At 38.5% G+C, this 23,102-nt stretch carries 30 protein-coding genes; 26 read left to right on the top strand and 4 right to left on the bottom strand.

The features are described 5' to 3' along the window. Complete coding sequence (locus tag IGJ41_RS01335; RefSeq protein ID WP_002358357.1) at positions 1–1,329, top strand: aminopeptidase C; 1,329 nt, start codon at positions 1–3, stop codon at positions 1,327–1,329. Positions 1,330–1,410: 81 nt separating this feature from the next. Here IGJ41_RS01335 and IGJ41_RS01340 read toward each other — a convergent pair whose 3' ends face one another. The 4 genes from IGJ41_RS01340 to IGJ41_RS01355 all read right to left on the bottom strand — a co-directional run bounded on the left by IGJ41_RS01340 (position 1,411) and on the right by IGJ41_RS01355 (position 4,330). After that, positions 1,411–2,625: a tyrosine-type recombinase/integrase gene (locus IGJ41_RS01340; RefSeq protein WP_438713672.1), complete on the bottom strand. Its 1,215-nt coding sequence runs from the start codon at positions 2,623–2,625 to the stop codon at positions 1,411–1,413. 169 nt (positions 2,626–2,794) lie between these two features. Next, a complete protein-coding gene (locus IGJ41_RS01345) occupies positions 2,795–3,391 on the bottom strand; it encodes a DUF5067 domain-containing protein (RefSeq protein ID WP_438713674.1) in 597 nt (198 codons plus the stop codon). Positions 3,392–3,474: 83 nt separating this feature from the next. Continuing rightward, positions 3,475–3,897, bottom strand: coding sequence for an ImmA/IrrE family metallo-endopeptidase (locus IGJ41_RS01350; RefSeq protein ID WP_438713676.1), 423 nt, complete (start codon positions 3,895–3,897; stop codon positions 3,475–3,477). A 16-nt stretch (positions 3,898–3,913) separates the two neighbouring features. Beyond that, positions 3,914–4,330 carry a helix-turn-helix domain-containing protein gene (locus IGJ41_RS01355; RefSeq protein WP_438713678.1) on the bottom strand — a complete coding sequence of 139 codons (417 nt, stop codon included), beginning with the start codon at positions 4,328–4,330 and terminating at the stop codon, positions 3,914–3,916. A 280-nt stretch (positions 4,331–4,610) separates the two neighbouring features. Between IGJ41_RS01355 and IGJ41_RS01360 the strand changes: the two genes are divergently transcribed. The 25 genes from IGJ41_RS01360 to IGJ41_RS01480 all read left to right on the top strand — a co-directional run bounded on the left by IGJ41_RS01360 (position 4,611) and on the right by IGJ41_RS01480 (position 23,093). Beyond that, positions 4,611–4,793 carry a helix-turn-helix domain-containing protein gene (locus IGJ41_RS01360; protein ID WP_438713681.1) on the top strand — a complete coding sequence of 61 codons (183 nt, stop codon included), beginning with the start codon at positions 4,611–4,613 and terminating at the stop codon, positions 4,791–4,793. Between the two features lie 42 nt (positions 4,794–4,835). Next, positions 4,836–5,117, top strand: a complete 282-nt coding sequence (locus IGJ41_RS01365; protein WP_438713683.1) for an excisionase — start codon at positions 4,836–4,838, stop codon at positions 5,115–5,117. A gap of 43 nt (positions 5,118–5,160) precedes the next feature. After that, positions 5,161–5,577, top strand: coding sequence for a hypothetical protein (locus IGJ41_RS01370; protein WP_438713685.1), 417 nt, complete (start codon positions 5,161–5,163; stop codon positions 5,575–5,577). A 1-nt stretch (position 5,578) separates the two neighbouring features. Further along, on the top strand, positions 5,579–5,782 hold the full coding sequence (locus IGJ41_RS01375) for a hypothetical protein (protein WP_438713687.1): 204 nt from the start codon (positions 5,579–5,581) through the stop codon (positions 5,780–5,782). Next, positions 5,758–6,042 carry a hypothetical protein gene (locus IGJ41_RS01380; protein ID WP_438713689.1) on the top strand — a complete coding sequence of 95 codons (285 nt, stop codon included), beginning with the start codon at positions 5,758–5,760 and terminating at the stop codon, positions 6,040–6,042. The genes IGJ41_RS01375 and IGJ41_RS01380 overlap by 25 nt, the downstream gene beginning before the upstream one ends. Beyond that, positions 6,035–6,316, top strand: a complete 282-nt coding sequence (locus tag IGJ41_RS01385; protein ID WP_438713691.1) for a hypothetical protein — start codon at positions 6,035–6,037, stop codon at positions 6,314–6,316. The genes IGJ41_RS01380 and IGJ41_RS01385 overlap by 8 nt, the downstream gene beginning before the upstream one ends. Positions 6,317–6,348: 32 nt before the next feature. After that, positions 6,349–6,936, top strand: a complete 588-nt coding sequence (locus IGJ41_RS01390; RefSeq protein WP_438713693.1) for a hypothetical protein — start codon at positions 6,349–6,351, stop codon at positions 6,934–6,936. A gap of 16 nt (positions 6,937–6,952) precedes the next feature. After that, complete coding sequence (locus IGJ41_RS01395; RefSeq protein ID WP_438713695.1) at positions 6,953–7,438, top strand: hypothetical protein; 486 nt, start codon at positions 6,953–6,955, stop codon at positions 7,436–7,438. Positions 7,439–7,440: 2 nt separating this feature from the next. Then, positions 7,441–8,613 (top strand): DUF2800 domain-containing protein, encoded by a 1,173-nt coding sequence (locus IGJ41_RS01400; protein ID WP_438713697.1) that lies wholly within the window; start codon positions 7,441–7,443, stop codon positions 8,611–8,613. Further along, the gene (locus IGJ41_RS01405) at positions 8,582–8,944 is read left to right on the top strand and encodes a hypothetical protein (RefSeq protein WP_438713699.1); all 363 of its coding nucleotides are present in this window, start codon (positions 8,582–8,584) and stop codon (positions 8,942–8,944) included. The genes IGJ41_RS01400 and IGJ41_RS01405 overlap by 32 nt, the downstream gene beginning before the upstream one ends. 24 nt (positions 8,945–8,968) lie before the next feature. Beyond that, entirely contained in the window at positions 8,969–9,553 is a 585-nt protein-coding gene (locus IGJ41_RS01410) for a DUF2815 family protein (RefSeq protein ID WP_320564296.1), read from the top strand. A 52-nt stretch (positions 9,554–9,605) separates the two neighbouring features. Then, a complete protein-coding gene (locus tag IGJ41_RS01415; protein ID WP_438713702.1) occupies positions 9,606–10,100 on the top strand; it encodes an NUMOD4 domain-containing protein in 495 nt (164 codons plus the stop codon). After that, positions 10,097–12,067: a DNA polymerase gene (locus tag IGJ41_RS01420; protein WP_438713704.1), complete on the top strand. Its 1,971-nt coding sequence runs from the start codon at positions 10,097–10,099 to the stop codon at positions 12,065–12,067. Before IGJ41_RS01415 ends, IGJ41_RS01420 begins: the two co-directional genes overlap by 4 nt. 12 nt (positions 12,068–12,079) lie before the next feature. Beyond that, positions 12,080–12,469 carry a DUF1642 domain-containing protein gene (locus IGJ41_RS01425; RefSeq protein ID WP_438713706.1) on the top strand — a complete coding sequence of 130 codons (390 nt, stop codon included), beginning with the start codon at positions 12,080–12,082 and terminating at the stop codon, positions 12,467–12,469. Next, entirely contained in the window at positions 12,466–12,687 is a 222-nt protein-coding gene (locus IGJ41_RS01430; RefSeq protein ID WP_438713708.1) for a hypothetical protein, read from the top strand. Before IGJ41_RS01425 ends, IGJ41_RS01430 begins: the two co-directional genes overlap by 4 nt. A gap of 195 nt (positions 12,688–12,882) precedes the next feature. Beyond that, on the top strand, positions 12,883–15,315 hold the full coding sequence (locus tag IGJ41_RS01435) for a VapE domain-containing protein (RefSeq protein ID WP_438714614.1): 2,433 nt from the start codon (positions 12,883–12,885) through the stop codon (positions 15,313–15,315). 332 nt (positions 15,316–15,647) lie between these two features. Continuing rightward, the gene (locus tag IGJ41_RS01440) at positions 15,648–15,944 is read left to right on the top strand and encodes a VRR-NUC domain-containing protein (RefSeq protein WP_185954524.1); all 297 of its coding nucleotides are present in this window, start codon (positions 15,648–15,650) and stop codon (positions 15,942–15,944) included. Positions 15,945–15,947: 3 nt separating this feature from the next. Then, the gene (locus IGJ41_RS01445; protein ID WP_438713710.1) at positions 15,948–17,309 is read left to right on the top strand and encodes a DEAD/DEAH box helicase; all 1,362 of its coding nucleotides are present in this window, start codon (positions 15,948–15,950) and stop codon (positions 17,307–17,309) included. Between the two features lie 5 nt (positions 17,310–17,314). Next, complete coding sequence (locus IGJ41_RS01450; RefSeq protein ID WP_438713712.1) at positions 17,315–17,728, top strand: sigma factor-like helix-turn-helix DNA-binding protein; 414 nt, start codon at positions 17,315–17,317, stop codon at positions 17,726–17,728. A 171-nt stretch (positions 17,729–17,899) separates the two neighbouring features. Continuing rightward, positions 17,900–18,091 carry a hypothetical protein gene (locus IGJ41_RS01455; RefSeq protein WP_438713714.1) on the top strand — a complete coding sequence of 64 codons (192 nt, stop codon included), beginning with the start codon at positions 17,900–17,902 and terminating at the stop codon, positions 18,089–18,091. Next, entirely contained in the window at positions 18,084–18,308 is a 225-nt protein-coding gene (locus IGJ41_RS01460) for a hypothetical protein (RefSeq protein WP_438713716.1), read from the top strand. Before IGJ41_RS01455 ends, IGJ41_RS01460 begins: the two co-directional genes overlap by 8 nt. Positions 18,309–18,348: 40 nt before the next feature. Beyond that, positions 18,349–19,071, top strand: coding sequence for a phage terminase small subunit (terS, locus tag IGJ41_RS01465; protein WP_438713718.1), 723 nt, complete (start codon positions 18,349–18,351; stop codon positions 19,069–19,071). Beyond that, positions 19,064–20,404, top strand: a complete 1,341-nt coding sequence (locus IGJ41_RS01470; RefSeq protein WP_438713720.1) for a PBSX family phage terminase large subunit — start codon at positions 19,064–19,066, stop codon at positions 20,402–20,404. The genes terS and IGJ41_RS01470 overlap by 8 nt, the downstream gene beginning before the upstream one ends. Next, a complete protein-coding gene (locus IGJ41_RS01475; protein ID WP_438713722.1) occupies positions 20,404–21,936 on the top strand; it encodes a phage portal protein in 1,533 nt (510 codons plus the stop codon). The genes IGJ41_RS01470 and IGJ41_RS01475 overlap by 1 nt, the downstream gene beginning before the upstream one ends. Beyond that, positions 21,936–23,093: a phage minor capsid protein gene (locus IGJ41_RS01480; RefSeq protein ID WP_438713724.1), complete on the top strand. Its 1,158-nt coding sequence runs from the start codon at positions 21,936–21,938 to the stop codon at positions 23,091–23,093. The genes IGJ41_RS01475 and IGJ41_RS01480 overlap by 1 nt, the downstream gene beginning before the upstream one ends. Positions 23,094–23,102: the final 9 nt, after the last annotated feature.

Consider the following 23,102-nt stretch of genomic DNA (forward strand, 5'->3'; position numbering starts at 1 on the left):
ATGACAGCAATTGAACCAAAATTAACAGAGAAATTCCATCAAGATTTCTTGAACAATAATAAACAAAATGCCTTACAACGTAGTGTAGTAAAAAATGGTATCAGCGCTTCAGGTGAATCTGTACAAGGAGCCGTGAATAACGTACCCGTCTTTTCAGTCGACTTAGCTACTGGAAAAGTGGCCAATCAAAAACAAAGCGGTCGCTGCTGGATGTTTGCGGCATTAAATACATTTAGACATAGAATGTTAAATGCGTTTCAATTAAAAGATTTTGAATTATCACAAAACTATACATTTTTCTGGGATAAATATGAAAAATCAAACTATTTCTATGAAAATATTATTGCAACAGCCGATCAACCGTTGACTAGTCGTAAAGTGGCCTTTTTATTAGCGACACCACAACAAGATGGTGGGCAATGGGATATGATCGTTTCAATTTTTGATAAATATGGCGTAGTGCCTAAAACGGCAATGCCTGAAAGCAGCAACAGTTCCAATTCACGTGATTTAAACAACTATTTAAATAAAAAATTACGCAAAGATGCAACAATTTTACGTAGTTTAATTGAAAAAGGCGCTTCTGCTGAAGAAGTCCAAAAAAACAAAGAAGCAATGTTACAAGAAATTTATAATTTCTTAGCAATCTCTTTAGGAACACCGCCAGAAACCTTTGATTTTGAATACCGTGACGAAGAAAAAAATTATCATTTGGATCAAAATCTAACACCGCAAACATTCTTTGAAAAATACGTTGGCGTTAATTTACATGATTATGTAAGTATTATTAATGCTCCTACAGAAGATAAACCCTTCAACAAAACATACACTGTTGAAATGTTAGGGAATGTTGTCGGCGGCAAAGAAGTTAAATATTTAAATGTAGAAATGGCTGCTTTCAAAAAATTAGCTGCTGCACAATTGGAACAAGGCGAATCTGTTTGGTTTGGTTGTGATGTCGGACAATCTTCAACACGTGACACAGGAATTATGGCATTAGACGTTTACGATATGAACGATCTTTTTGATATTGATTTTACGATGACTAAAGCAGAACGTTTAGACTTTGGTGAAAGCTTAATGACACACGCCATGGTTTTAACAGGTGTTGATATCGTTGATGGTCAAACAACAAAATGGAAAGTGGAAAATAGCTGGGGCGAAAAAGTCGGTGAAAATGGCTTCTTCGTCATGAGCGATGCGTGGATGGACGAATACACTTATCAAATTGTTGTGCACAAAGATTTATTAACTGATGAACAGAAAAAAGCTTGGGAACAAGCGCCAACTGTTTTGGCACCTTGGGATCCAATGGGAGCCCTTGCGTAGCAAGGGATACAGCCTTTCTTTTTGGAAAAAGGGCATAAAAAGGGCAAAAATAATTAAAACTGAAAAAAGGGCAAGATTTGGTTATAACTCGTTTAGGGTCTTAACCAAGTCTGTTTTTTGTTTCTTGGTGACATGCATGTATATTTTTTCGGTTGTCTCTCTGTCCTCATGCCCGACACGATCCATAATCACTTGGATAGGTATACTTTTTTCAGCTAGCATACTTATATGGGTGTGTCTGAACACATGCGTGCTAACTTTTGTGGATGTGTTAAATTCAATTTGGTAGCTAGCAATAAAACCATTAATTGTGCCTAAATCGTAAGGACGATCATTTGACGTCACGAATAAAAAATCAGAGCTTTTATTTTTTATGAAGTGGTTATGATACATGCGGTCTTTTATAATTTGTACTGCAGCATCGCCCAACTCAATAGTACGAAATGATTTCCTTGTTTTTGGTGGGACTTTTTGTCCTCGGGTGTGGCTACGTGTTGCATGATCGTAAGTTCCGTGAATATCTAACAAAAATCCATCGTGAAAGTTTTTTGATTCTAAAGCAATCAATTCACCGAAACGCATACCAGTGTGAAATTGTAGTTCGAGCAGTTGCTTATAAAGCGGGTTGTGTTTATTTAAAACTTGAAATATTTGTTCAGCCTCGGCTTTTTCTAAATATCTAGGTACTTGCTCATGAATAAGATCGTCTACTGTTTTTGCAGGCGTTACTATTTTAGAAAGATTGATCGCATCAAGATTTTTAATGTATCTTTTCTTATAGGCAAGAGTAAATGCACCGCGAATAATCGCACGGAATCTTTTTATATAGGATTTTTGATATTCAAAGTCAAAAATCATACGATCATAAAACGCTTGTATATCATCAAAGGTTAAATCCTGCATTCTCTTATCTTTTTCTATTACTAAGAACTCATTTAAGAGTGAATCAATGCCATAGCTATATCCCGAGAGCGTGGAACCTTTTTTACGTTCTTTTGATTTTGGATCCTGAATATAATCAAACCATTCTTTTATCATATCTTCCAACGTTTTATCATTTGGTATTACGCCTTCGTTTTCAATTAAATTTTCTAGATGCTTCTCTTCTTCGTAGTCGGCCAGTATCTTTTGTATTTTTATTTCTAGCTCGCGACGTGCTGCATTCTCAGCTTGTTTAGTATTTTTTGCTAAAGTCGTGGTGACTTTTTGTGTTTTACCGGTCCGAGGGTCGGTGTATCTTTCGCGATATTGGTATGTGATATTTCCTTTTTTATCCTTTTTCTCTTCTACCCACACGTTCAACTCTCCTTTTATGGGAACTTATGTTCTTTTTGAAGACGTATAAAAACCTCGTAATGAGGCTTATTTTTTGATATAATAGCATTAAATAAGCCTTTGTGTTTATTTGTCAGATACGCCACTCAAACTTTGGTCGGGGAGAGGGCGTATTTTTATTTGCATAATATTAAATAGTAACCTTATATTTAGCTGCTTTTTCAAAAGATACTAACGGACTAAAGTGAATTTCAATTTCGCCTGTTTGGTTTAAACCGAAATGAGCGACACAGTCCATTTCTTTTCCTGGGGCAACAGATCCCATTGTATTATCATTTGCATAGGTTTCAGATTTTTTATTATCTGAACCATACACTTCTACATCCATACCCACTGGGATATCAGATTTCCCGTTATTTTTAACAACGTATGTGATTTTAACAACTTGTGCAGGTTGTGAATCGGCATACTCGTTTCTTTCATCGGTAAGCTCAACTCCTGTTAGAGTGTATTCGGTATCCCCAACTTTAACCGTATCTCCGACTTTATAAAAATTCGTCTCTTCTTTTTTATCACTATTTTTTTGTGAAGAATCTTTAGCTTCAGAAGACTTGCTTACTTTTTCGCCTCCGTTAGATGAAGTTTTTTTATCGTTTCCACCAAGTGACCCACCTATGATAATTAAAAGAATAACTATTAAGACCCAAAACCAAATTTTTTTATAAATTGGTTTTTTCTCCTTCATTGTATAAGTTTTTCCGTCTTCTCCTACTACTTTTTTTGCCATTTTATCTCCTCTTTCTGTTATAATAATTGTAGTATAAAATTTTGTTGAGATTAGGAGTCCGTGTTCACGCACGGGCTTCTCTTTTATATAAAACGCTCAAATGAATCAGGTAATCCGTAATACTGTAATATTTCATACTTACATGATAATCCATAATCTTTATGACTGTCGTCGATTGCTAAAATAGTAGCAAAATAATTTGCTTCTTTCTCTATTTTCAATTCGGAAACAATTGTATCTTCGGAAAGCATAGGGGTGTTTTCATCAGGATGTAGAAGGCTGTGTCCTAATTCGTGCGAACAGGTAACTATTTTTTTTTGTTCGCTTAAAGAAGAGTTAATATGAATCATTTTAATCTTCTTTAACTTATTGTAAAATCCCATAATTTCGCCTAAATCTTCTTCTATGACAATGATACCTAAGCTATTCGCAATTTTGTAAGGATTGCGCGTCTCGTAATTTTCTACCAACTTTTTTACTCTTTTGTCTATACTGGGTAAATTCAAAGGGAACAACTCCTTATTAATTGCGATATTTTTTCGGTGTATATCGTTTTTTCGCTTCTATTTTTGCTATTCTTAGAGAATTTTCGAGCGAAGCAATTAATAGTTCGTGTGTTTCCTTTTCAATTTCAGATGTTTCTTTGGAAAACGATAAGGCACCTGCGTTTTTTAAATCTTTTATCATTTCTTCAAGTTCTTCTGCGATATTCTTTTCATCTTTTTCTGTTAAATCATAATAACGTCGTTTATCTGTGCGACCTAATAAAAAGTCTGCACTAACATCGAAGAAGTCAGCTACTTTCTGCAATCTTTCACTAGAAGGAGATTGCTTTGCCCACTTGCTTATGCTTCCCTGTGCAAAATCCAACTTTCTTTCTAGTTCGGCAACAGTAAGTTTCCTCTCGTTTGCCAATAATTTAACCCTATCTAATAGCATAATATCAACCCTTCGGCTCAAAAAACAAAAAATAATTGACTATTATACATTATTTCGTTGACAAATTGATTATCGTCAATTATACTATGTTTTGTAAGCAAGATATTTACGGCATACAAAAAACATAAGCGTAAACTGAATAGTCTTCCCGGACATGAGTAAAGCTCGCTTTTTGTGTGCTGTATTTCGTATGCTTACATTATGTACTATTGTCAATCTTGTGTCAATAGTTTTGATAAAAATAATTGACTATTGTCAATTTAGAAAGAGGTGAATACCAGTGTCTTTGAAACAGAAAGTACAAATTGAACTAATCAAAAAGGAGTGGAGCCAGCGAGAATTAGCGCGTCGTATGGGGATTTCGATGGCGTATTTGCAAGATATTTTGCTTGAAAATCGTAAACCTATTGATCGTTTAAAGCAAATAGAAGAAATCCTTGATATTAAACTATTGAAACGTTAAGCCTGACATTGTTGGAATTTACGTAAGGAGGGTGGAAAATTAATGCCGAAACCAGTTCGAATCGATTTAAAAGCTGTAGAACAGAATCCAGATCGTGCCGTAATTAAATACGGAAACAAAGCCGTCGTACAAAAAATGTACTCGATTACTAAATCCAGTTTGGAAAAATGGCTGGCTGTGATGCAAGATACTCCACGGTTCGCTTCAGGGGTAATTCATCCAACGCATAAAATTGTTTTAATTGAGCTAGATGTGTTTGATGAGTTTGTTCGTTGGATGGATAAAAATCGCTACAGGAAAAGAAATGTTACTAAAATAAAATAAAGTTCATTATAGAAGTATGGCTTTTATATTAGGAGGGTATTAGATGGAAACAAAAGAAACTAATTTAGAAGAATTGTATTCAAAGCAGGACTATTTGCTTGATGATTTAGAAAGATCTTTGGAACTTTATCAAGAAGATATGACACCTAGCGAGATTGTTACGTACCGTTTTAACAGTATTGAGGAATTTATTGGTGAATCAATATTAGAAACAGCAGACGGAATGACAGGCTACTTTATGAATTCAGAGGATCCACAGGTGAGCATCTTTGTACAATGCTATAGCGGAGGTAAACAAACTTGGACATATATTAAAGAGAGCCGTGTACAACACGTAGACTATTTAATTTCAGACAAGTCTTTGGACACGCCTCTAAAGCGGTTAGAAAAGTTACAAGAATGCATAAACAAAATGCGAGGAGTGCAGGTAGCGATAGAACAGTTGGAAGGGGATGAATAAGTTGAAAAGTATCTATAAAGCGAGAATTTCAGGATCGTTATTATTGGCTTTCGTTTTAGGTGCTATTGCCAAAACTAACTTCGCAATCGGTATGATGACCTTGGTGGTTGTTCCGTTAGCTGTTTTATGGTTTATGGGCTACGACGAAGCAAAATATAAAAAGTTTGAGGAGGAGCATTCATGGAAAACAAGGGTGAAGAATTAACAACAGTAGCTTATGAAATAGATGTGCTAACAACTACGATCGATATAGTTTTGAACTACATCAGTTGTATTAACTTAATGCATACGAAAACAGCAAATCGAGATGACAGAGACTTATTGTTTTATAGCCTTTTTGGTACCGAGAAAGGGATGGCGAATATTAGCGACAACCTAGAAAACATCAATAGTAGGTTAAATAAACTCACTAACCAGATTTTAGACTTCGCCGAAGCAGAAAAAGGAGCTGATACAAATGGATAGAATCGATGCAGAAAGTACCTTAGTTGAAATTCAAACTTTACAATTTTTTATCGGTGAATACCTCAGCAAGCTAGCAAACCTTTCTATAGCTTATGAAAGAAATGAAGAGGGTGCTGCTTGGAAATTAGCTTGTGAAGCTGCAAGATTTTCAGACCATTTGAACGGGTTACACGGTCTATTACAAGACAAAATAAATGAGTTAGAGGATTATACCTTAAATAGCTGCGAACAAAAACAAGAGCCTACCTCGTCCGCCAACGAAGTAAGCCATTAAATAAATATTCTATACAAAGGAAGTGTAACACAATGAAATTAAAACCGCAAAACACGTATCGTCATTTATTAAATTTTGTAGGTGATGCTAGTAGACCTGTTTTAGCAGCGTTTCATATTACTAAAGAAGGTCATATCGAAGCGACAAACAGTCATATCTTACTGCGACTATTAAATCACGTACAGCCACGACATGAGCTAATCATGCACCCGAAAGAGCTTCGGGAAATCAACGGCTCATATCCAGAAACAAATCGTTTATTCCCTTCCAATTTTCAAAGCACTTGGCTTTTAACTGGGGACGAAGCAGCAAAAATTTCTAAATTCTTAAAAGGTTTAGACAAGAATACGACTGTCACGGTATCTGCTGACGATAAAAAGCTAAAAATAGAAAGTGATGAAGCTAGTGCTAGTTTCAAACTGTTTGATTTTCCAACAGGCGACTATAGCGGAATTGAATTGTTCGTTAACAGTACCTATTTGAAATATATCACTGATTTTATTGCAGATTGCAGCACAGCACCAGTACAGTTATGCATTTCTGAAAAGGCTTATAGACCAGTGGTCTTTAAAGCAGAAGGACAATTTGAAGGGCTAATTGCTCAAATTAGAACCAGATAAAGGGGAGAAATTTAATATGTCAAAAATTAATCTAAACATTGAAGCCGAATCAGTAACAGAATTGAAAGAAATTCTATCTCAATTAGCAACGGGAAACGTTGTAGAAGTTACGCAGCCTGCAAATGTGACAACTGAAAAGGTTGTAGAAACTGCAGAAAAAGTAGCGAAAAAAGAGCCTGCAAAAAAGAAAAAAGCCACTACGAAGAAGAAAGAAGAAGCCTCTACGGTCTCAACCTCAGACACCGAACCATCGAAAACTGGGGAGAAAGTCGCGCCTACTGAAACAGATTCAGAAACGGAAGAAGTATCAGCAACAGCCGATTTACACCCAGAGGCCACAAAAGCGGATGTGCAAGCTGCCATGAAAAAAGCAATGGCAAACGGCAATCGTGATCGAATTAAAATGTGCTTTGGTCGCTACAATGCGGAAAAACTTTCAGATTTGAAAGAAGAGCATTACGGCAAATTTATCACTGACTTAGAAACGTTAGCAGGTGAATAAGTATGCCAGTAGGAAATCACGCCCTGTTAGGGGCAAGTAGTGCCCATCGGTGGTTAGTATGTCCGCCGTTGGCACGCTTAGAAGAAAAAATAAAAGATCGCGGTAGTTCTTTTGCAGAAGAAGGAACAGCTGCGCATGAGTTAGCAGAGTTGCAACTGTTAAAGCGATTTAAGTTACTAACTGCCAAAGCGGTAAACTCTCGGTTAAAACTATTTAAGGAAACAAATAGCTACTATGATCAATCGATGGAAGATTACGTTTCTCTCTATTGCGACTTAGTAGAAGAGCGGGTCAACCAATACGAAAATGCCTCTGTCGAGTTAGAACAACGGGTTGACTTTACAAAATGGGTCCCAGAAGGCTTTGGAACTTCTGACGTAGTTGTTTTGTCTGATAAGACGATTGAGATTATCGATCTAAAATATGGAAAAGGTGTTCCTGTTGATGCGTATTTAAATCCGCAGCTTATGTTATACGCACTTGGTGCAGTGGATAAGTATGACATTATCTACGAGTTTGAAACGGTGCGGATGACGATTATTCAACCCCGTTTGGATAACATTTCTACCTTTGAAATTGAAAAAGAAGAATTATTGTACTGGGCAGATAACTACGTGGCGCCTCGAGCCGTTCAGGCTTGGGAGGGTACAGGAGAATGGAAAATCACCGATGACGTGGTGAAGTTTTCAAAAGTTCGCGCCCAACTAAGACCACGTGCAGAAAAGAATTTTCAGCTAGTCGATAAGTACGAACTGAAAGAAGCACCTCTTTTAACTAATGAGGAAATCGCCGAGATCTTAGAACGTGCGCCAGAGATTAAAAAATGGCTGGAACATGTCGAAACGTATGCTTTACAAAAAGCACGAGATGAAGGCGAAGAGTTCCCAGGTTGGAAAGTAGTAGCTGGGCGTAGTAATCGGAAAGTTTCAGATGTAGAAGGGCTGTTAATGGTCTTAGAAGCCGAAGGGTTTGAGGATGAAGACATCTTAAAACCGCAGGAATTGAAAGCCATCGGGCAATTAGAGAAAGTTGTCGGAAAGAAAAAATTTGCGGAAATAGCTTCGGAGTTCATCATCAAGCCAGAAGGCAAGCCGGTGTTAGTTGCTGAAACAGATAAACGCCCCGCACTAAACAGCGTAGAGAATGCGCTCAGTGATTTTGAAGGGATGGAGTAAATTGTCTCAAAAAGAATATCAAGCAAAGCCTGTGATTTTTGCTGGTAAAGGCTACTATATCACAAGAGAAGATACGCGCAACGTAGGTCTTTATGTATCCAATGGCGCTAAAGATTTATTTAAAGGGTATTTTAGTACGATTGAAGCGGCTTTAGCTTCACTGGTCACTAACTCCTCAATTCTTGATGAAACGCAGACTATGGACGTAAAAACCTATAAAGAATCTATTTTAGAGATGAAAGAACAAATCAGCTCAGACATTAAACAGTATTTTAAAGAACAAACTTCTAATTCAACAAATGATTTAGAAGAAGACGAATTATTTAACTAAAAAAAACGAAAGTAGGAATTTAAAATGGCAAAAGTAAACGGAACGAAAGTAATTACAAACAAAGTGAGATTAAGTTTTGTGCACGTGTTAGAACCTCACGCAATGGAAGAAGGACAAGAGAAAAAATATTCTGCAATGTTGATTATTCCAAAAGAAGACAAAGAAACCATTAAAGCAATGAAAGCAGCGATTAAAACTGCATACGAAGGCGCTAAAAGCGACAAACTTAAAGGCGTTAAATTTGACCGTTTAAAAACGACACTGCGCGATGGCGATGAAGAAATGGATACTGAAGAACGCCCAGAGTTTGAAAACGCAATGTTTATCAATGTATCAAGTAAAACGAAACCACAAGTTGTAAAACGTGAAGACGGCATGCTTGTAAAAACGGATGATCCAGACGAAGTCTACTCTGGTGTTTATGCAATTGCTTCAATTAACTTTTACGCTTATAGCACAGCAGGAAACAAAGGGGTTACCGCTGGTTTAAATAATATTTTAACAACATGTAAAGGTGACTTCTTAGGAGGCCGTGCTAATGCAGAATCTGACTTCGGCGACTTGGATTGGGATGACGAAGAAGACAACGACGATGACATGTTTAACTAAAAACTGAATAGGGGGCGGAAACGCCCCTTTTCTTTTGAAAGGAGAAATTTAAATGGAGATTTGGAAAGATATACCTGAGTTCGAAGGACGATACCAAGTTAGTACCCTAGGTAGGGTGCGAGGTCTGGATAGGATTTCTAAGGGTCGTCTCATAAAGGGAAAAATTTTTAAAGGTCACCAAGGAGATAAGCAAGGTCACTTAGTAGTTCGTTTGGATGATCGCAAGCAACACTATATTCATCGCTTAGTGATGTTGACTTTTTATCGAGTAGCTGAGGAGAGCGAAGTAGTACGGCATCTTAATGGCATGCCTTGGGATAATCGTTTTGAAAATCTTGCCTACGGAACACAATCAGAAAATAATATTGATGTTTATAGGTATGGGAAGAAGTTTCATAGGTTCGACCTTTCTGAGGTAAGAACGATAAAAGAGCAGCTCTTGCATGGTGAAACGCAAAAATCATTAGCTGAAAAATATGGTGTTTCGATTAGATGTATAAATAGAATAAATACTGGGCAAACATTCGGCTGGATTGATGCGTTATGAGAATTGACTTAGATTTAGAAACGTTTAGCTCAGTTGATATTAAATATGGAACATATCGCTATTCTGATAGCCCGGACTTCGATATTTTGTTTTTATCCTATTCAATTGATTTTGGTGAAATTGTTACAGTGGATCTTACAAGAGAAGCTTTTCCTCAAGAAATAAAAAAATGGATTCTTGATAAGCAGGCTGATTTTTGGGCATGGAATACCGCTTTTGAACGGATTTGTCTATCTCGTTATTTTAATAAACATGGATGGATGACAGAGGAATTTATAAGTCCAGAAGGTTGGTACGATGTAATGGTTCATGCACAAGAATTAGGGCTACCGGCTTCATTGGGACAATGCGCTAAATATTTGAGTATTGAACAACAGAAAGATACACGTGGAACTCAACTGATTAATTACTTTTCTAAGCCATGTAAACCAACTAAAACGAATGATCAGCGTATTAGAAACCTGCCGGGACATGCCCCAGATAAGTGGAAACTATACGGTGAATACAATGCTCAAGACGTTCGAACACAGTTAGCTATTGCGAATAAGTTGAATCTTTTCCCTGTTCCTGAGAGTGAATGGGAGCTTTACACACTGGATCAACGAATCAACGACCGAGGGGCAGAAATTGACCACGAATTGGCAACGGCTGCTATAGACATTATGGCTGATTTAAGTGAAGTAGGACTAAACGAAATGAAGGCATTAACAGGATTGGAAAATCCTAACAGTTTAGCCCAACTGAAAAAGTGGCTAGAAGAACAGGGAACACCTTTCGAGAAGTTAGGAAAAGAGGTTGTGTTAAAAGCGTTAGCTTTAGGAAACCTGCCCGAGAATGTGGCGGAGGTACTAAAATTGCGCCTTAGTTTATCCAATTCAAGCACAAAAAAATATCTGATGATGGATAACGCCCGTTGTTCGGACAATCGCATTCATGGCATCTTACAGTTTTACGGCGCCAACCGTACAGGAAGATGGGCGGGCCGTTTGTTACAGGTACAGAACTTGCCTAGAAACTATTTAAGTGAGATTGATTTTGCCCGTCAACTTGTAAAAGAAAAAGACGTGGAAGGCATCGAATTAATGTATGAAGATGTGCCAGACACATTGAAACAGCTTATCCGAACGGGGCTAGTCGCCAAAGAAGGGCATCGCTTCATCGTGTCTGATTTTTCAGCGATTGAAGCGCGGGTTATCGCGTGGTACGCAAAACAAGATTGGGTGCTCGAAGTATTCCGCACACACGGAAAAATTTACGAGGCGACGGCAGCGCAGATGTTCCGTTTAGGCGACGTAGCGGACTATGACTGGAAAAGCCACGAAGGCAAAGACATGCGCCAACGTGGAAAAGTGGCTACATTGGCGCTTGGTTATCAAGGAGGCCCCGGGGCACTTAAAGCGATGGGCGCACTAGAAAACGGTATTGAAGAACACGAATTACAAGATATTGTGGACCGTTGGCGCACAGCCAATAAACGCATTAAGAACTTTTGGCATGAAACCCAAAAAGCTGTGATTGACTGCCTGCAAAACGGCGGCATCAAAAAAGGGCCTAGAGGATTAAAGTTCTACAAAAAAGCGGGTTTCTTATTTATTCAGTTACCAAGTGGGCGAAAGTTAGCCTATGCCAAAGCTCATTTGGAACAAGGAGATTATGGACCTGCCGTTTTTTATGAGGGTCAAGGCGATAAAGTCATGTTTACCAAACAGCAAACGTACGGCGGTAAATTGGTGGAAAACATCGTCCAAGCAACAGCAAGAGATGTTTTAGCAGAAGCGATGCTACGACTTGAACGTGAGGGCTATCCGATAGTTTTCCATGTACATGATGAGGCAGTAGCCGAAGTGCCAGACGGTGAGAAATCCATCGAAGAGATGAACGAAATCATGTCTGTTGTCCCTGAGTGGGCGGAAGGATTGCCGTTGAATGCCGAAGGATTTGAGACCAAATATTATATGAAAGACTAGGAGGGAAACAGAGTGAGTGAACTAACCGAACTACAAAAAATTAGTGCTTTAGCAACAGATTTGATGAATAAGAAAATGAACGACACCGATCGATTTGTTCATTTAAGCCACATTCAGGAATTAGTAAAGGAGCTAAGCGAATCGAAAAAGGTTGTGGTGCCGAAATTTGTGGCAGATTGGCTTGATGGTTTAAAGGGTAGAATTAGTGATAATAAACTAAGTTCTGGTGCTGCATTCATGGTATTCGTGGGTCAACAGTTAGAATGCTTATATTACAACGAATATACATTGATAACTGACGATGTTGAGGGTTGGCTTTTACATCCAGAAAATAAAGTAAAACTATTGAATGCGATTGATAACGGCTACGAAGGTGAAAAAGTGGGGATTGATACGGAATGAAATATCAGGTAAGTTGGGAAAACAGACTAACAGACGAAATAAATATACATGGAACGTTCGAGACATTGCAAGACGCCTTACAATCAATTTATGATTGGTGGGACAAAAATGAATTTACTCCACGTTACATTCGGCACTGGAACACTGGAAATCGTGCGACTATTGATTACGGAAGTCACCACATGTTTTATTATATTTCGGAAGTAGAGGACGAATAAATGGAAGATATCTTAATTATACTAGCTTTAGTACTTTACTTTTTGTTAGGCTACATTGTTGGTGAACGTAGATATCTTAAAGCGATGAGAGCTGCAATTAAGTGCGAGTTGAAATTACCTACAAGTGACTATCAAAAAGGATGGCTTGATTGTTTATATTTTGTAATGAAGCGATACTAGAAAGGAAGCGTGACGATGGAACAGCCAGAAAAAAACATCAAACTTGCGTACAATGGTGAAATCCATCTTGCAATTGGCACATCAAAAACCGAGAAAAAATGGAAAAATCGGCAGATGTCGTGGTCTGATTTTATCCAACGATTAAAGACACCAACGGTGACACAGGAGACTGTCGAGGACTATAAAAAAATGCCAAAATCGAAACAAGGCGAGGTTAAAGATGTTGGGGCGTTTATTGGTGGTTGGCTGAAAGAAGGGCGACGAAAAAGAGGGAACGCCCAACAGCGAAGCCTTGTCACACTAGATGCCGACAGTACAACGTTAGACTTTTGGGATGATGTGCAGCTGTTATTTGACCATGCGGCGGCTATCTACACGACACACAGCCATTTAGTCAAAGGCCCTCGATATCGGCTAATTATTCCGTTAAGTCGCCCCGTAACTACCGAAGAATATGAACCCCTAGCGAGAAAGCTTGCGGAGTTCTTCGGTATGGATAACTTCGACGATACGACCTATCAGGCGGAACGTTTAATGTATTGGCCCAGCCATTCTATAGACGGGGAATATTTCACCGACAACATCGATTTACCTTGGGTAGATCCTGACGAGATTTTAAGCCAATACGAAGACTGGCGAGACTCTAGTTTCTGGCCTGAAAGTTCTCGGGGGCATTCAATCCGTGAAAGCCAAGCGAAAAAAGCGGGGGACCCGTTAGAGAAAAAGGGAATTGTTGGGGCGTTTTGCCGTTCTTACGACATTATTTCGGCAATTGAAACCTTTTTACCCGACATCTACGGACCAACAGGGCACGATGACCGCTGGACGTTTTTAGGAGGCTCAACTAGTGGCGGATTAGTGATTTATGATGATAAGTTCGCTTATTCCCATCACGGTACGGACCCAGTGGGCGATCAGTTGGTTAACGCCTTTGATCTTGTCCGCATTCATCTGTTTGGCGATTTAGACGATGACGTCAAACCGACGACGCGGATTGATCGTTATCCGTCATTTAAAGCGATGCGAGAGTTCGCAATGGAAGACAAGCAAGTTAAGACCTTGATTCAAAGTGAACGATTGTCACAAGCGTTAGAAGACTTTGACGGCGAACTAGACGAATTGGAAGAGGACGACAAAGACTGGTTTACAAAGTTAGACCTCGAAATCGATGAATACGGTCAAATTATGGCCTCTGCGAAAAATTTAGAAGTTATTATGCTAAATGATCCAAACCTTAAAAAGAAAATCTTTATGAACAGCTTTTCTAATCGTATTGAGGTGAAGGGTAACCTGCCATGGCGGAAGCTAGACCAAGACAAGATGTGGAAGGACAGCGACGATGCAGGACTGCGCGTTTATATCGAAAAGATTTACGGCATTGTTAGCCGCGGTAAAATTGATGACGCATTAGTCCAAGAGATTGAAAGAAACTCGTATGATCCCGTAAAAGAATACCTTGAAAAACTAAAATGGGACGGTGTGCCTCGCGTAGAAACCTTGCTAATTGACTACTTAGGTGCAGAAGATACGCTGTTTAATCGTGTAGTTACGAAAAAATTTCTAACGGCTGCAGTGGGGCGGATTTTTGTGCCAGGGATTAAGTTTGACTATATGCTGGTGACCAGCGGACCTCAGGGAATAGGGAAAACGTTATTGCCTGCAAAATTGGCAGGAGACTGGTTTTCTAACAGCTTAGAAGGTGTGACGGGGAAAGATTCCTACGAAGCGTTACAAGGTGTTTGGATTATGGAAATGGGCGAATTGTCAGCAACTAAAAAAGCAGACATTGAAGCTACCAAGCATTTTATTAGCAAGCAAGAAGATATTTTTCGTGTGGCCTATGGCCGTCATAAGTCCTATTTTAAACGCCGTTGTGTCTTTTGGGGAACAACGAACGATAACGAGTTTTTGAGAGATAAAACAGGGAATCGGCGTTTTTGGCCAGTAGACGTCGGCATTCAACCAATTAAAGATAAAGTATGGGAAATGACCGACGGAACGCGTAATCAGATATGGGCAGAAGCTGTTGAACTATGGGAAGCAGGAGAGCCCTTGTATTTAACAGACGAACAAGAAAAACTAGCACTAGAAGCCCAAGAAATGCACACGGAAACCTCGAGTATGGAAGGCGAAATCCTTGAATATTTAGATATCCCAATAACTGAAGATTGGTACAAACGAAGTAAGCAAGAAAGACGAGAGTATATTCAGGGGTGGGGCACCGATATTCAGGAAGAAGGCGATATTGTTAGGAACAAAGTATGTATAGCAGAGGTTTGGAATGAATTGTACAACGGTGATTCTAAGAATATTCATCCAGCAAAAGCTGCAGAGATTCGTCAAGTTTTAAACCATTTATCAGGTTGGGAAAAATATAAATTGAGTAGAGGTAGGTTGAGATTTGGCCCAGGTTATGGGCTGCAAACGGCATTTACCCGATGTGAATGATGGATACGATTATGGATACAGCTAAAAGTAAGAACCTTATTAAATCAACGTTTCTGCTGTATCCATAAATTTTCAGGAATGGATACAGTAAAAAGTAGGAGCGTATCCACTGTATCCATAAAAAAATGGCATGGATACGGGTATGGATACGGCTTTATATCAACAGCCCTAAGGGTTTGAAAGGTAAAGTATCCATTGTATCCATAATATCTATTCATATATAGAAATAGTTAATATACATATATAGGACGTATATGTATATATGTAAAATAGGGTATTTAATCTATTCGCGTGCGCGAGGGATACTTAGGATACAGACAAGGAGGCAAAAAATGGAACTTGAAACAGATATAGAGAAATACTTCAAAAGAAGAGTTGAGAAAAAAGGCGCGTGGTGTCCTAAATGGACTTCGCCCGGAATTAGGGGCGTACCGGACAGATTAGTGTTTTTACCAAACGGTAAGATAGCGACAGTCGAAATGAAAAGACCTAAAGGCGGCGTTGTAAGTAAGTCTCAAATGAAAATAGCTGAAAAACTTAGAGGTTTAGGGCATTCTGTGTGGCGATGTTACACAAAAGAAGAAGCGGATTACATCATTTTTCTATTCGAGGAATTGGGGTGGCTGTAAAATATGAAAGCAACATTACACCCATATCAGGAGTATTCAAAAAATTTTATTCTTGATCATCCTTACTGTGCACTATTGTTAGATATGGGGCTAGGGAAAACATTATCCAGTTTAACGGCAATAGATGAACTGTTAAACACCTTTGAAATTATCGAGAATGTTTTGGTTATTGCACCGTTATCAGTCGCAGAAAAAACTTGGACTGATGAAATTGAAAAATGGGACCACTTGCAACACCTAACCTTTTCAAAAGTTTTAGGTAGTCCAAAGCAACGAGAAGAAGCTTTATTTAAAAAAGCGGATGTTTATTTAATCAATCGCGAAAATGTGGAATGGCTAGTCAATTACTATCAACGCAAGTGGCCGTTTAAAACCGTAATCATTGATGAGTTATCCAGTTTTAAGTCAAGTAGCGCCAAACGGTTTAAAGCGTTACGGAAAGTACGCCCCTTCATGGAGCGGGTTATCGGATTAACTGGCACACCTTCCCCTAACAGCCTTTTAGACTTATGGCCGCAAATGTATTTATTGGATCAGGGCGAACGGCTGGGCAAAACCATCACCCAGTATCGAAATAAATATTTTGTACCCGCACAAAAAAACGGGCATATCGTTTATTCTTGGCAGTTAATACCAGGAGCCGAAGAATCCATTTACGACAAAATTAGCGATATTTGCGTGAGTATGAAAGCGAAGGACCATTTGAGCTTACCGCCTAGAACTGAAAATATTGTCGAAATTGAACTAAGCAATAGCAGTTGGAAACAATACAAAGAACTAGAACGAGAATATGTCTTAGAGTTAGAAGAGTCGGACGTCGTAGCCAGTAACGCGGCTACACTATCCAACAAGCTGTTACAGCTATCTAACGGCGCTATATACGACGAGAACGGCGACGGCAGAGAAATACACCGAGGCAAGCTAGATGCCCTAGAACGAATCATAGAGGACGCACAAGGGCAATCAATTTTAGTCTTTTATCAATACAAACATGATTTAGAAAGAATCCTAGCCCGATTTAAACAAGCAAAAGTTTTAAATGTGGCTGAGGGAGATATTCAAAAATGGAACGAGGGAAAAATCCCGTTGCTTTTGGCCCATCCGCAGTCGGCAGGCCACGGCCTAAATTTACAAAAAGGCGGCCATATTATCGTATGGTTTGGCCTGACCTGGTCTTTAGAATTCTATCAACAAGCCAATGCCAGATTGGACCGTCAAGGACAAGAACAACCTGTTATTATTCACCACTTAGTAACAAAAGGGACCATTGACGAACAAGTAATAAAAGCACTTCAAACAAAAGAAGTGGGGCAAGAAGCCCTAATGGCAGCCGTTAAAGCCAAAATTGAGGAATACAGGGGGTAATATTTTTGTATGAATGGTTAAATAGTTACCAAAAGTTAGAACAAGAAATCTATTACCTTGATTGGGAATTAGACACTTATAAAAGTGAGTTAGAGCGATGGTGTGATCCAGAGGACTTAGGAAGATATACGCTAACAAAGGATTCTAAAGCATCTAAGTTAGAGGACATCATAGAAGACCTTGAAAAACGTTTAGCTTGGAAAATGAACTCTATCTATGATCTGCGAAGATTGGTTTACAGCTTCAAAGGCCTTGATCAGAAAATTCTAGTAGCAAAATACATCGAAGGCTTATCTTTAAAACAAATTGCGAGTGAATTCGGCCATAGTTACGGCTATATTAGAAATAAACACAATCAAATTTTGAAGAAAATCGAAAGAGGTGACAATGTTGTGACAAACGCCATTGATAAATCGTGATATACTGATACCAGTAAAATTATGCAAAAAGTTTAATTTACAATTTCAAGTACACGAGCCTGCCTACGGAAATAGGAAAAAGTGGCAACTAGCCTGATACTAGAAGATAGGAAGACTACACGTCAGGGTGTGGTCTTTTTTAGTACATAAATTTACAAAGAGGTGTTAGCCATGATCGCAAAGAAACGTTTAGTCTTAAATAATATCAACTATTGTTTGCCTGGTATGGCATGTGAACTGGTCGAACAAACGAAAAAATACCATACCTTTCGAAGAATTGAAAAGAAACAAATAGTTGATTTTAGAGTCAGTAATGATTTAGTATCATTATTTTTCTGTTTGGAGGGAATGAAGGATGGATAATTATTGGTACATATCCATGAACCATCAATACCCAAAAGCAATGAAAAACCAACATAAACGGGTAGTAATGTCGGTGCAGATTAAGAAGTCCTATTCCATTATAGAGATGACACGAGAAGCTACACCACAAGAAATTGACTATTGCAAGTTGGTATATTGCGGTCATGGGTGTTGGAGTGACAAACATGTACAAGAGAATATAAGTAAATACAGATGAATTACAAAACGAACACAGATGGCGAGGTGGTGTAAAATGTATGGCTAGAGCTAGAAATCCAAATAGAGAAAAGGCAAAACATCTTTGGTTAGAATCTGAAGGAACAAAGAAATTAAAAGATATCGCAATCGAATTAGGTGTTACAGATTCCACTATTAGAAAATGGAAATCTCAAGATAAGTGGGACACTACAATGAAACGGAGCGCTCCGATTGAAACGGAACGTTACGATACGCTTAAAGGCAATAAAAACGCTAAAGGCAACAAGGGAGGCTCACCTCCTAAGGGTAATAAGAACGCAGTTAAACACGGGCTGTTTGCTAAGTGGATGCCGGAAGAGACAATCGAGATAATGGAGACCGTTTCCCAATCAGAACCGGCAGATATCCTTTGGAATAACATTATGATTCAATATACAGCCATTATCCGATCACAACAGATTATGTATGTCAATGATATCGGAGATATCTCAAAAGAGGAGTCGGGTTGGTCATCTGGCGAAAGCGGAAGCAGTTCTACTATGCAAGTTCAATACGCGTGGGATAAACAAGCGAACTTTTTAGCCGCCCAATCTCGAGCAATGGGGGCACTATCAAATTTAATTAAACAATTTGTAGCTATCGCAGACGAAGCCGATGAACGACGAGCAAAATTAGAATTAATTGATACCCAAATCCTTAAACTAAAAAGTGAGATTCCAAAAGAGACCCATCAGAAAATGTCTATCACCATCGTTGATGAATGGGGCGATGAAGATGAGTAAAATTCATATTCAGAAAGAAGTGAACCCACACTTTAAATCGGTTTGGAAATCGAAAAAACCGTATAACATATTAAAAGGCGGTCGTAATTCGTTTAAGTCGTCGGTTATTGCGTTATTGCTGGTTTATATGATGATTAAATATCTTTTGACAGGCGAGAAGGCGAACGTAGTTGTTATTCGTAAAGTGGCTAATACAATACGTGATAGTGTCTATTTAAAAATACAATGGGCGTTAAATAAGTTTGGTTTGATGGATCAGTTCACTTGTACGGTATCGCCCTTTAAAATTACGCACAAAGAGACAGGTTCCACGTTCTATTTTTATGGCCAAGACGATTTTCAGAAATTGAAATCGAATGATATTGGCAACATTATTGCTGTTTGGTATGAGGAAGCGGCCGAGTTTAAAAACGCCGAAGAATTTGATCAGTCAAATACTACTTTTATGAGACAAAAACACCCACTGGCTGATACGGTCCAGTTCTTTTGGAGTTATAACCCACCAAGAAACCCTTATTCATGGATTAATGAATGGTCAGAGGCGTTAAAAGGGCAAAAAAACTATCTGGTTCACGAATCTAGCTATCTGAACGATGAACTAGGGTTTGTAACAGATCAAATGCTAGAAGACATTAACCGCATAAAAGAAAACGACATTGATTACTACAGGTATTTATACTTAGGCGAGCCTGTAGGACTTGGAACAAATGTTTACAACATCGAACTCTTTCATGAACTTGATGCGTTACCGGATGATGATAGAATAGTCGGCTTATATTACGCAACTGACGTGGGGCATCAAACATCAGCAACCGTTTGCTTGTGCTTTGGTCTAACTGCTAAGGGAAATGTGATATTGCTTAACATGTATTATTACAGCCCACAAGGAAAGACGGTAAAAAAGGCGCCGAGTGATTTATCAAAAGAGTTACACGAGTTCATCGAACGAACCTCTAAGCATGCCTCTGTTGGGAATGCCCGAATTATGCAGCGAACAATAGATAGTGCAGAAGGCGGTTTGAGGAATCAATACTTTAAAGATTACGGGAAAAGATGGCACCCTGTAGCAAAGAAAAAGAATATCGATATGATTGACTACGTCCATGACTTATTAGCGCAAGGGCGTTTTTATTGTTTGAAATCTACGCTTAAAACAGGATTGCCTAATTGTGATGATCTGACAATATTTGTTGAAGAACACAAACGATACCAATTTGATGAACGCTATTTAAATTCAGATGACCCGAAAGTAATTAAAGAATTTGACCATAGCGTGGATGCTTTCAAGTATGCATGCCTAGACAACGCAAGAGATTGGAGGTTAAAGCGCTAATGAAGTTTATTGAAGCCGTGAAAGGATTGTTTAAGAAAGGAGGCTATGCATTGACTGGGCAAGAATTAACGAGCATTAACGATCATCCAAAAGTAAACATAGACCCATTAGAATTACAACGGATTGAACAAGATTTTAAAGAGTATAGAAACGACTATGACTTTATTGAATATGTCAATTCGAATAACGAAATAAGAAAACGTAAGTATATGGCTTTAAACATGAGAAAACTAACTGCAGAAATGATGGCTAGTTTAGTCTTTAATGAACAAGTAGACATTAAAGTAGATGATGAACAAGCAAATGAATATATACAACACGTATTCGAACACAATGATTTTAAAAAGAATATGACAAGGTATTTAGAACCAATGTTTGCGGCAGGTGGTCTTGCGATACGTCCTTACGTCGATATGAATACTGGTGAAATGGAATTTTCTTGGGCGTTAGCAAATGCCTTTTATCCGTTACGTTCAACAACAAACGGAGTTTCCGAGGGCGTAATGCTTTTTAAAACGGTCGAAACTGAAAATAGTAAGGCAGTGTACTATACGCTTTTAGAATTCCACGAATGGATAAATGGGAATGTAAAAATTACCAATGAGTTATACCGTTCAGAGGAAGCGAACAAGATAGGCAAGAGGGTACAACTTGGCTATAACGGGCAATATGAAGGGCTGTCAGAATCAGCGAACATAACAGACATGAAGAAACCGCTGTTTAATTATTTAAAACCAGCCGGGTTTAATAACTTTAGTTTGTACAGTCCTTTAGGGATAGGTATATGTGACAATTCGGTAAATACGCTCAAGCAAATCAACGATGCGTATGATCAATTTAACTGGGAGATACGAATGGGGCAGCGAACAGTTATTGTAAGTGACCATGTACTCGATTATCATCCAGATGAACAAGGGAACAGCATGAAGCCGATTTTTGATCCAGATGTTAATATCTATCGACCAATGCGAATGGAACAAGACAGTGAACTAATTAAAGACATTACAAACGATATTCGAACAGAACAGTACATTTCGGCTATCAATCAGTTTATGAAAACATTAGAAATGCAAATGCAACTTAGTGTTGGTACGTTTAGTTTCGACGGGAAATCCGTGAAAACTGCAACAGAGGTAGCAAGTGAGAACTCGTTAACTTACCGTACGCGTAACATGCAGTGTAACGAAGTAGAAAAGTTCATCAAGGGCTTGGTAGTTTCTACACTAGAATTAGCAAAAAGAACTATATACCAAGGAAAGTCGTTGTACACAGGTAAAATACCTAACTTTGAGGAAATCAGCGTGGACTTTGATGACGGGATTTTTTCTAATTTAGACCAAAAGTTAGAATTTTTCAGCAAAGCGAAAATAGCTGGGTTAGTACCAGTTACAGAAGCGCTAAAAGGGATATTCAAATTGACAGATGAAGAAGCTATCAGATGGTATCAACGTATCCAACAAGAAGAAGCTGGGTTGGATCCATCTGAAATTGAAGAGTTTAGAATTAGTAAAGAGCTAGGAGATGAGGAATAATGATTACACCTCATCAATTAGATTTATGGTCCTCTAACATGTCACACCTCTACCAATCGTTAGAGGGCGAATTAATACGAATCATCGTTAAGCGTTTAAAAAATGGCAGTGATGATATATCAGATTGGCAAAGAGAAAAGTTACAAGAACTGCATTTATTTAACAAAGAAACAGCGAAAGTTATTTCTCAAGTAACGGGCATTGCTGAAACCGAAATAGAGCGAATGTTTGAAAGCACCGGGCAAAAGATTGTAAAAGACTTGGATAAAGAATTGCCGTATGATCCAAAGCCTATGCCAACCGATTTAGACAATATCATGAAAGCCTATCATGACCAAGTTTGGTCTGATATTAACAACTATGTAAATCAAACGTTGTTATCCACTAACTTTGGTTATGGAACAGTTACCACTCAAATGTACAATGAAATCATTAATAAGACAGTCGCTGCATTTAATAGCGGCTTATTTACGTTTGAGGAAGCGTTAGAACGTACGTTGCAAGAATGGGCGCAAAAAGGGATTAAGTCCACTTTTATAGATAAAGGTGGTCATACATGGAGCTTGGAAAGATACATTAGAACTGTTTTGAAGTCAACACTAGGAAATACCTTTAACCAGTTGCGAACAGACCGTATGAGTGAATATGGCGTTCATACTGTAATTGTCACTAGCCATGTGGGGGCTAGAAAAGCTTGTTCAAAGATTCAAGACCATGTGGTTGATTTACGTAGGATAGTTCCTAGTAGCAGCAAATATAAAAGTATCTACGATCCTTATTGGCAAGCTGAATATGGAACCGCTGGAGGCCATCGGGGAGTAAACTGCAATCATTTACACATCCCTTTTATTCCTGGCGTTAACACGAACAATCAACCGAAAGTTGATACAAAAGAAAATGAAAAAGTTGCTCAATTGACTAAGCGTCAACGGCAACTGGAACGCCAAATAGTTAAGTTCAAAAAGAATCAAATGGTTTCTGAAGCATTAGGACAGACTGACAACGCCAAGCAATGGCAACAGAAAGTAAGAGCAAATCAAGCGAAACTACGAGAACTAGTAGATTCTAATGAGTATTTAGGCAGAAATTATGCCCGTGAAAAAGTTTACACCCCGGTAAATACGCTACTAAAAGATTTTCGTTACGACGATTTTTAGGAGGTTCTA

Source organism: Enterococcus sp. DIV1537a (assembly GCF_051712085.1).
GTDB classification, from domain to species: Bacteria; Bacillota; Bacilli; order Lactobacillales; family Enterococcaceae; genus Enterococcus; species Enterococcus faecalis.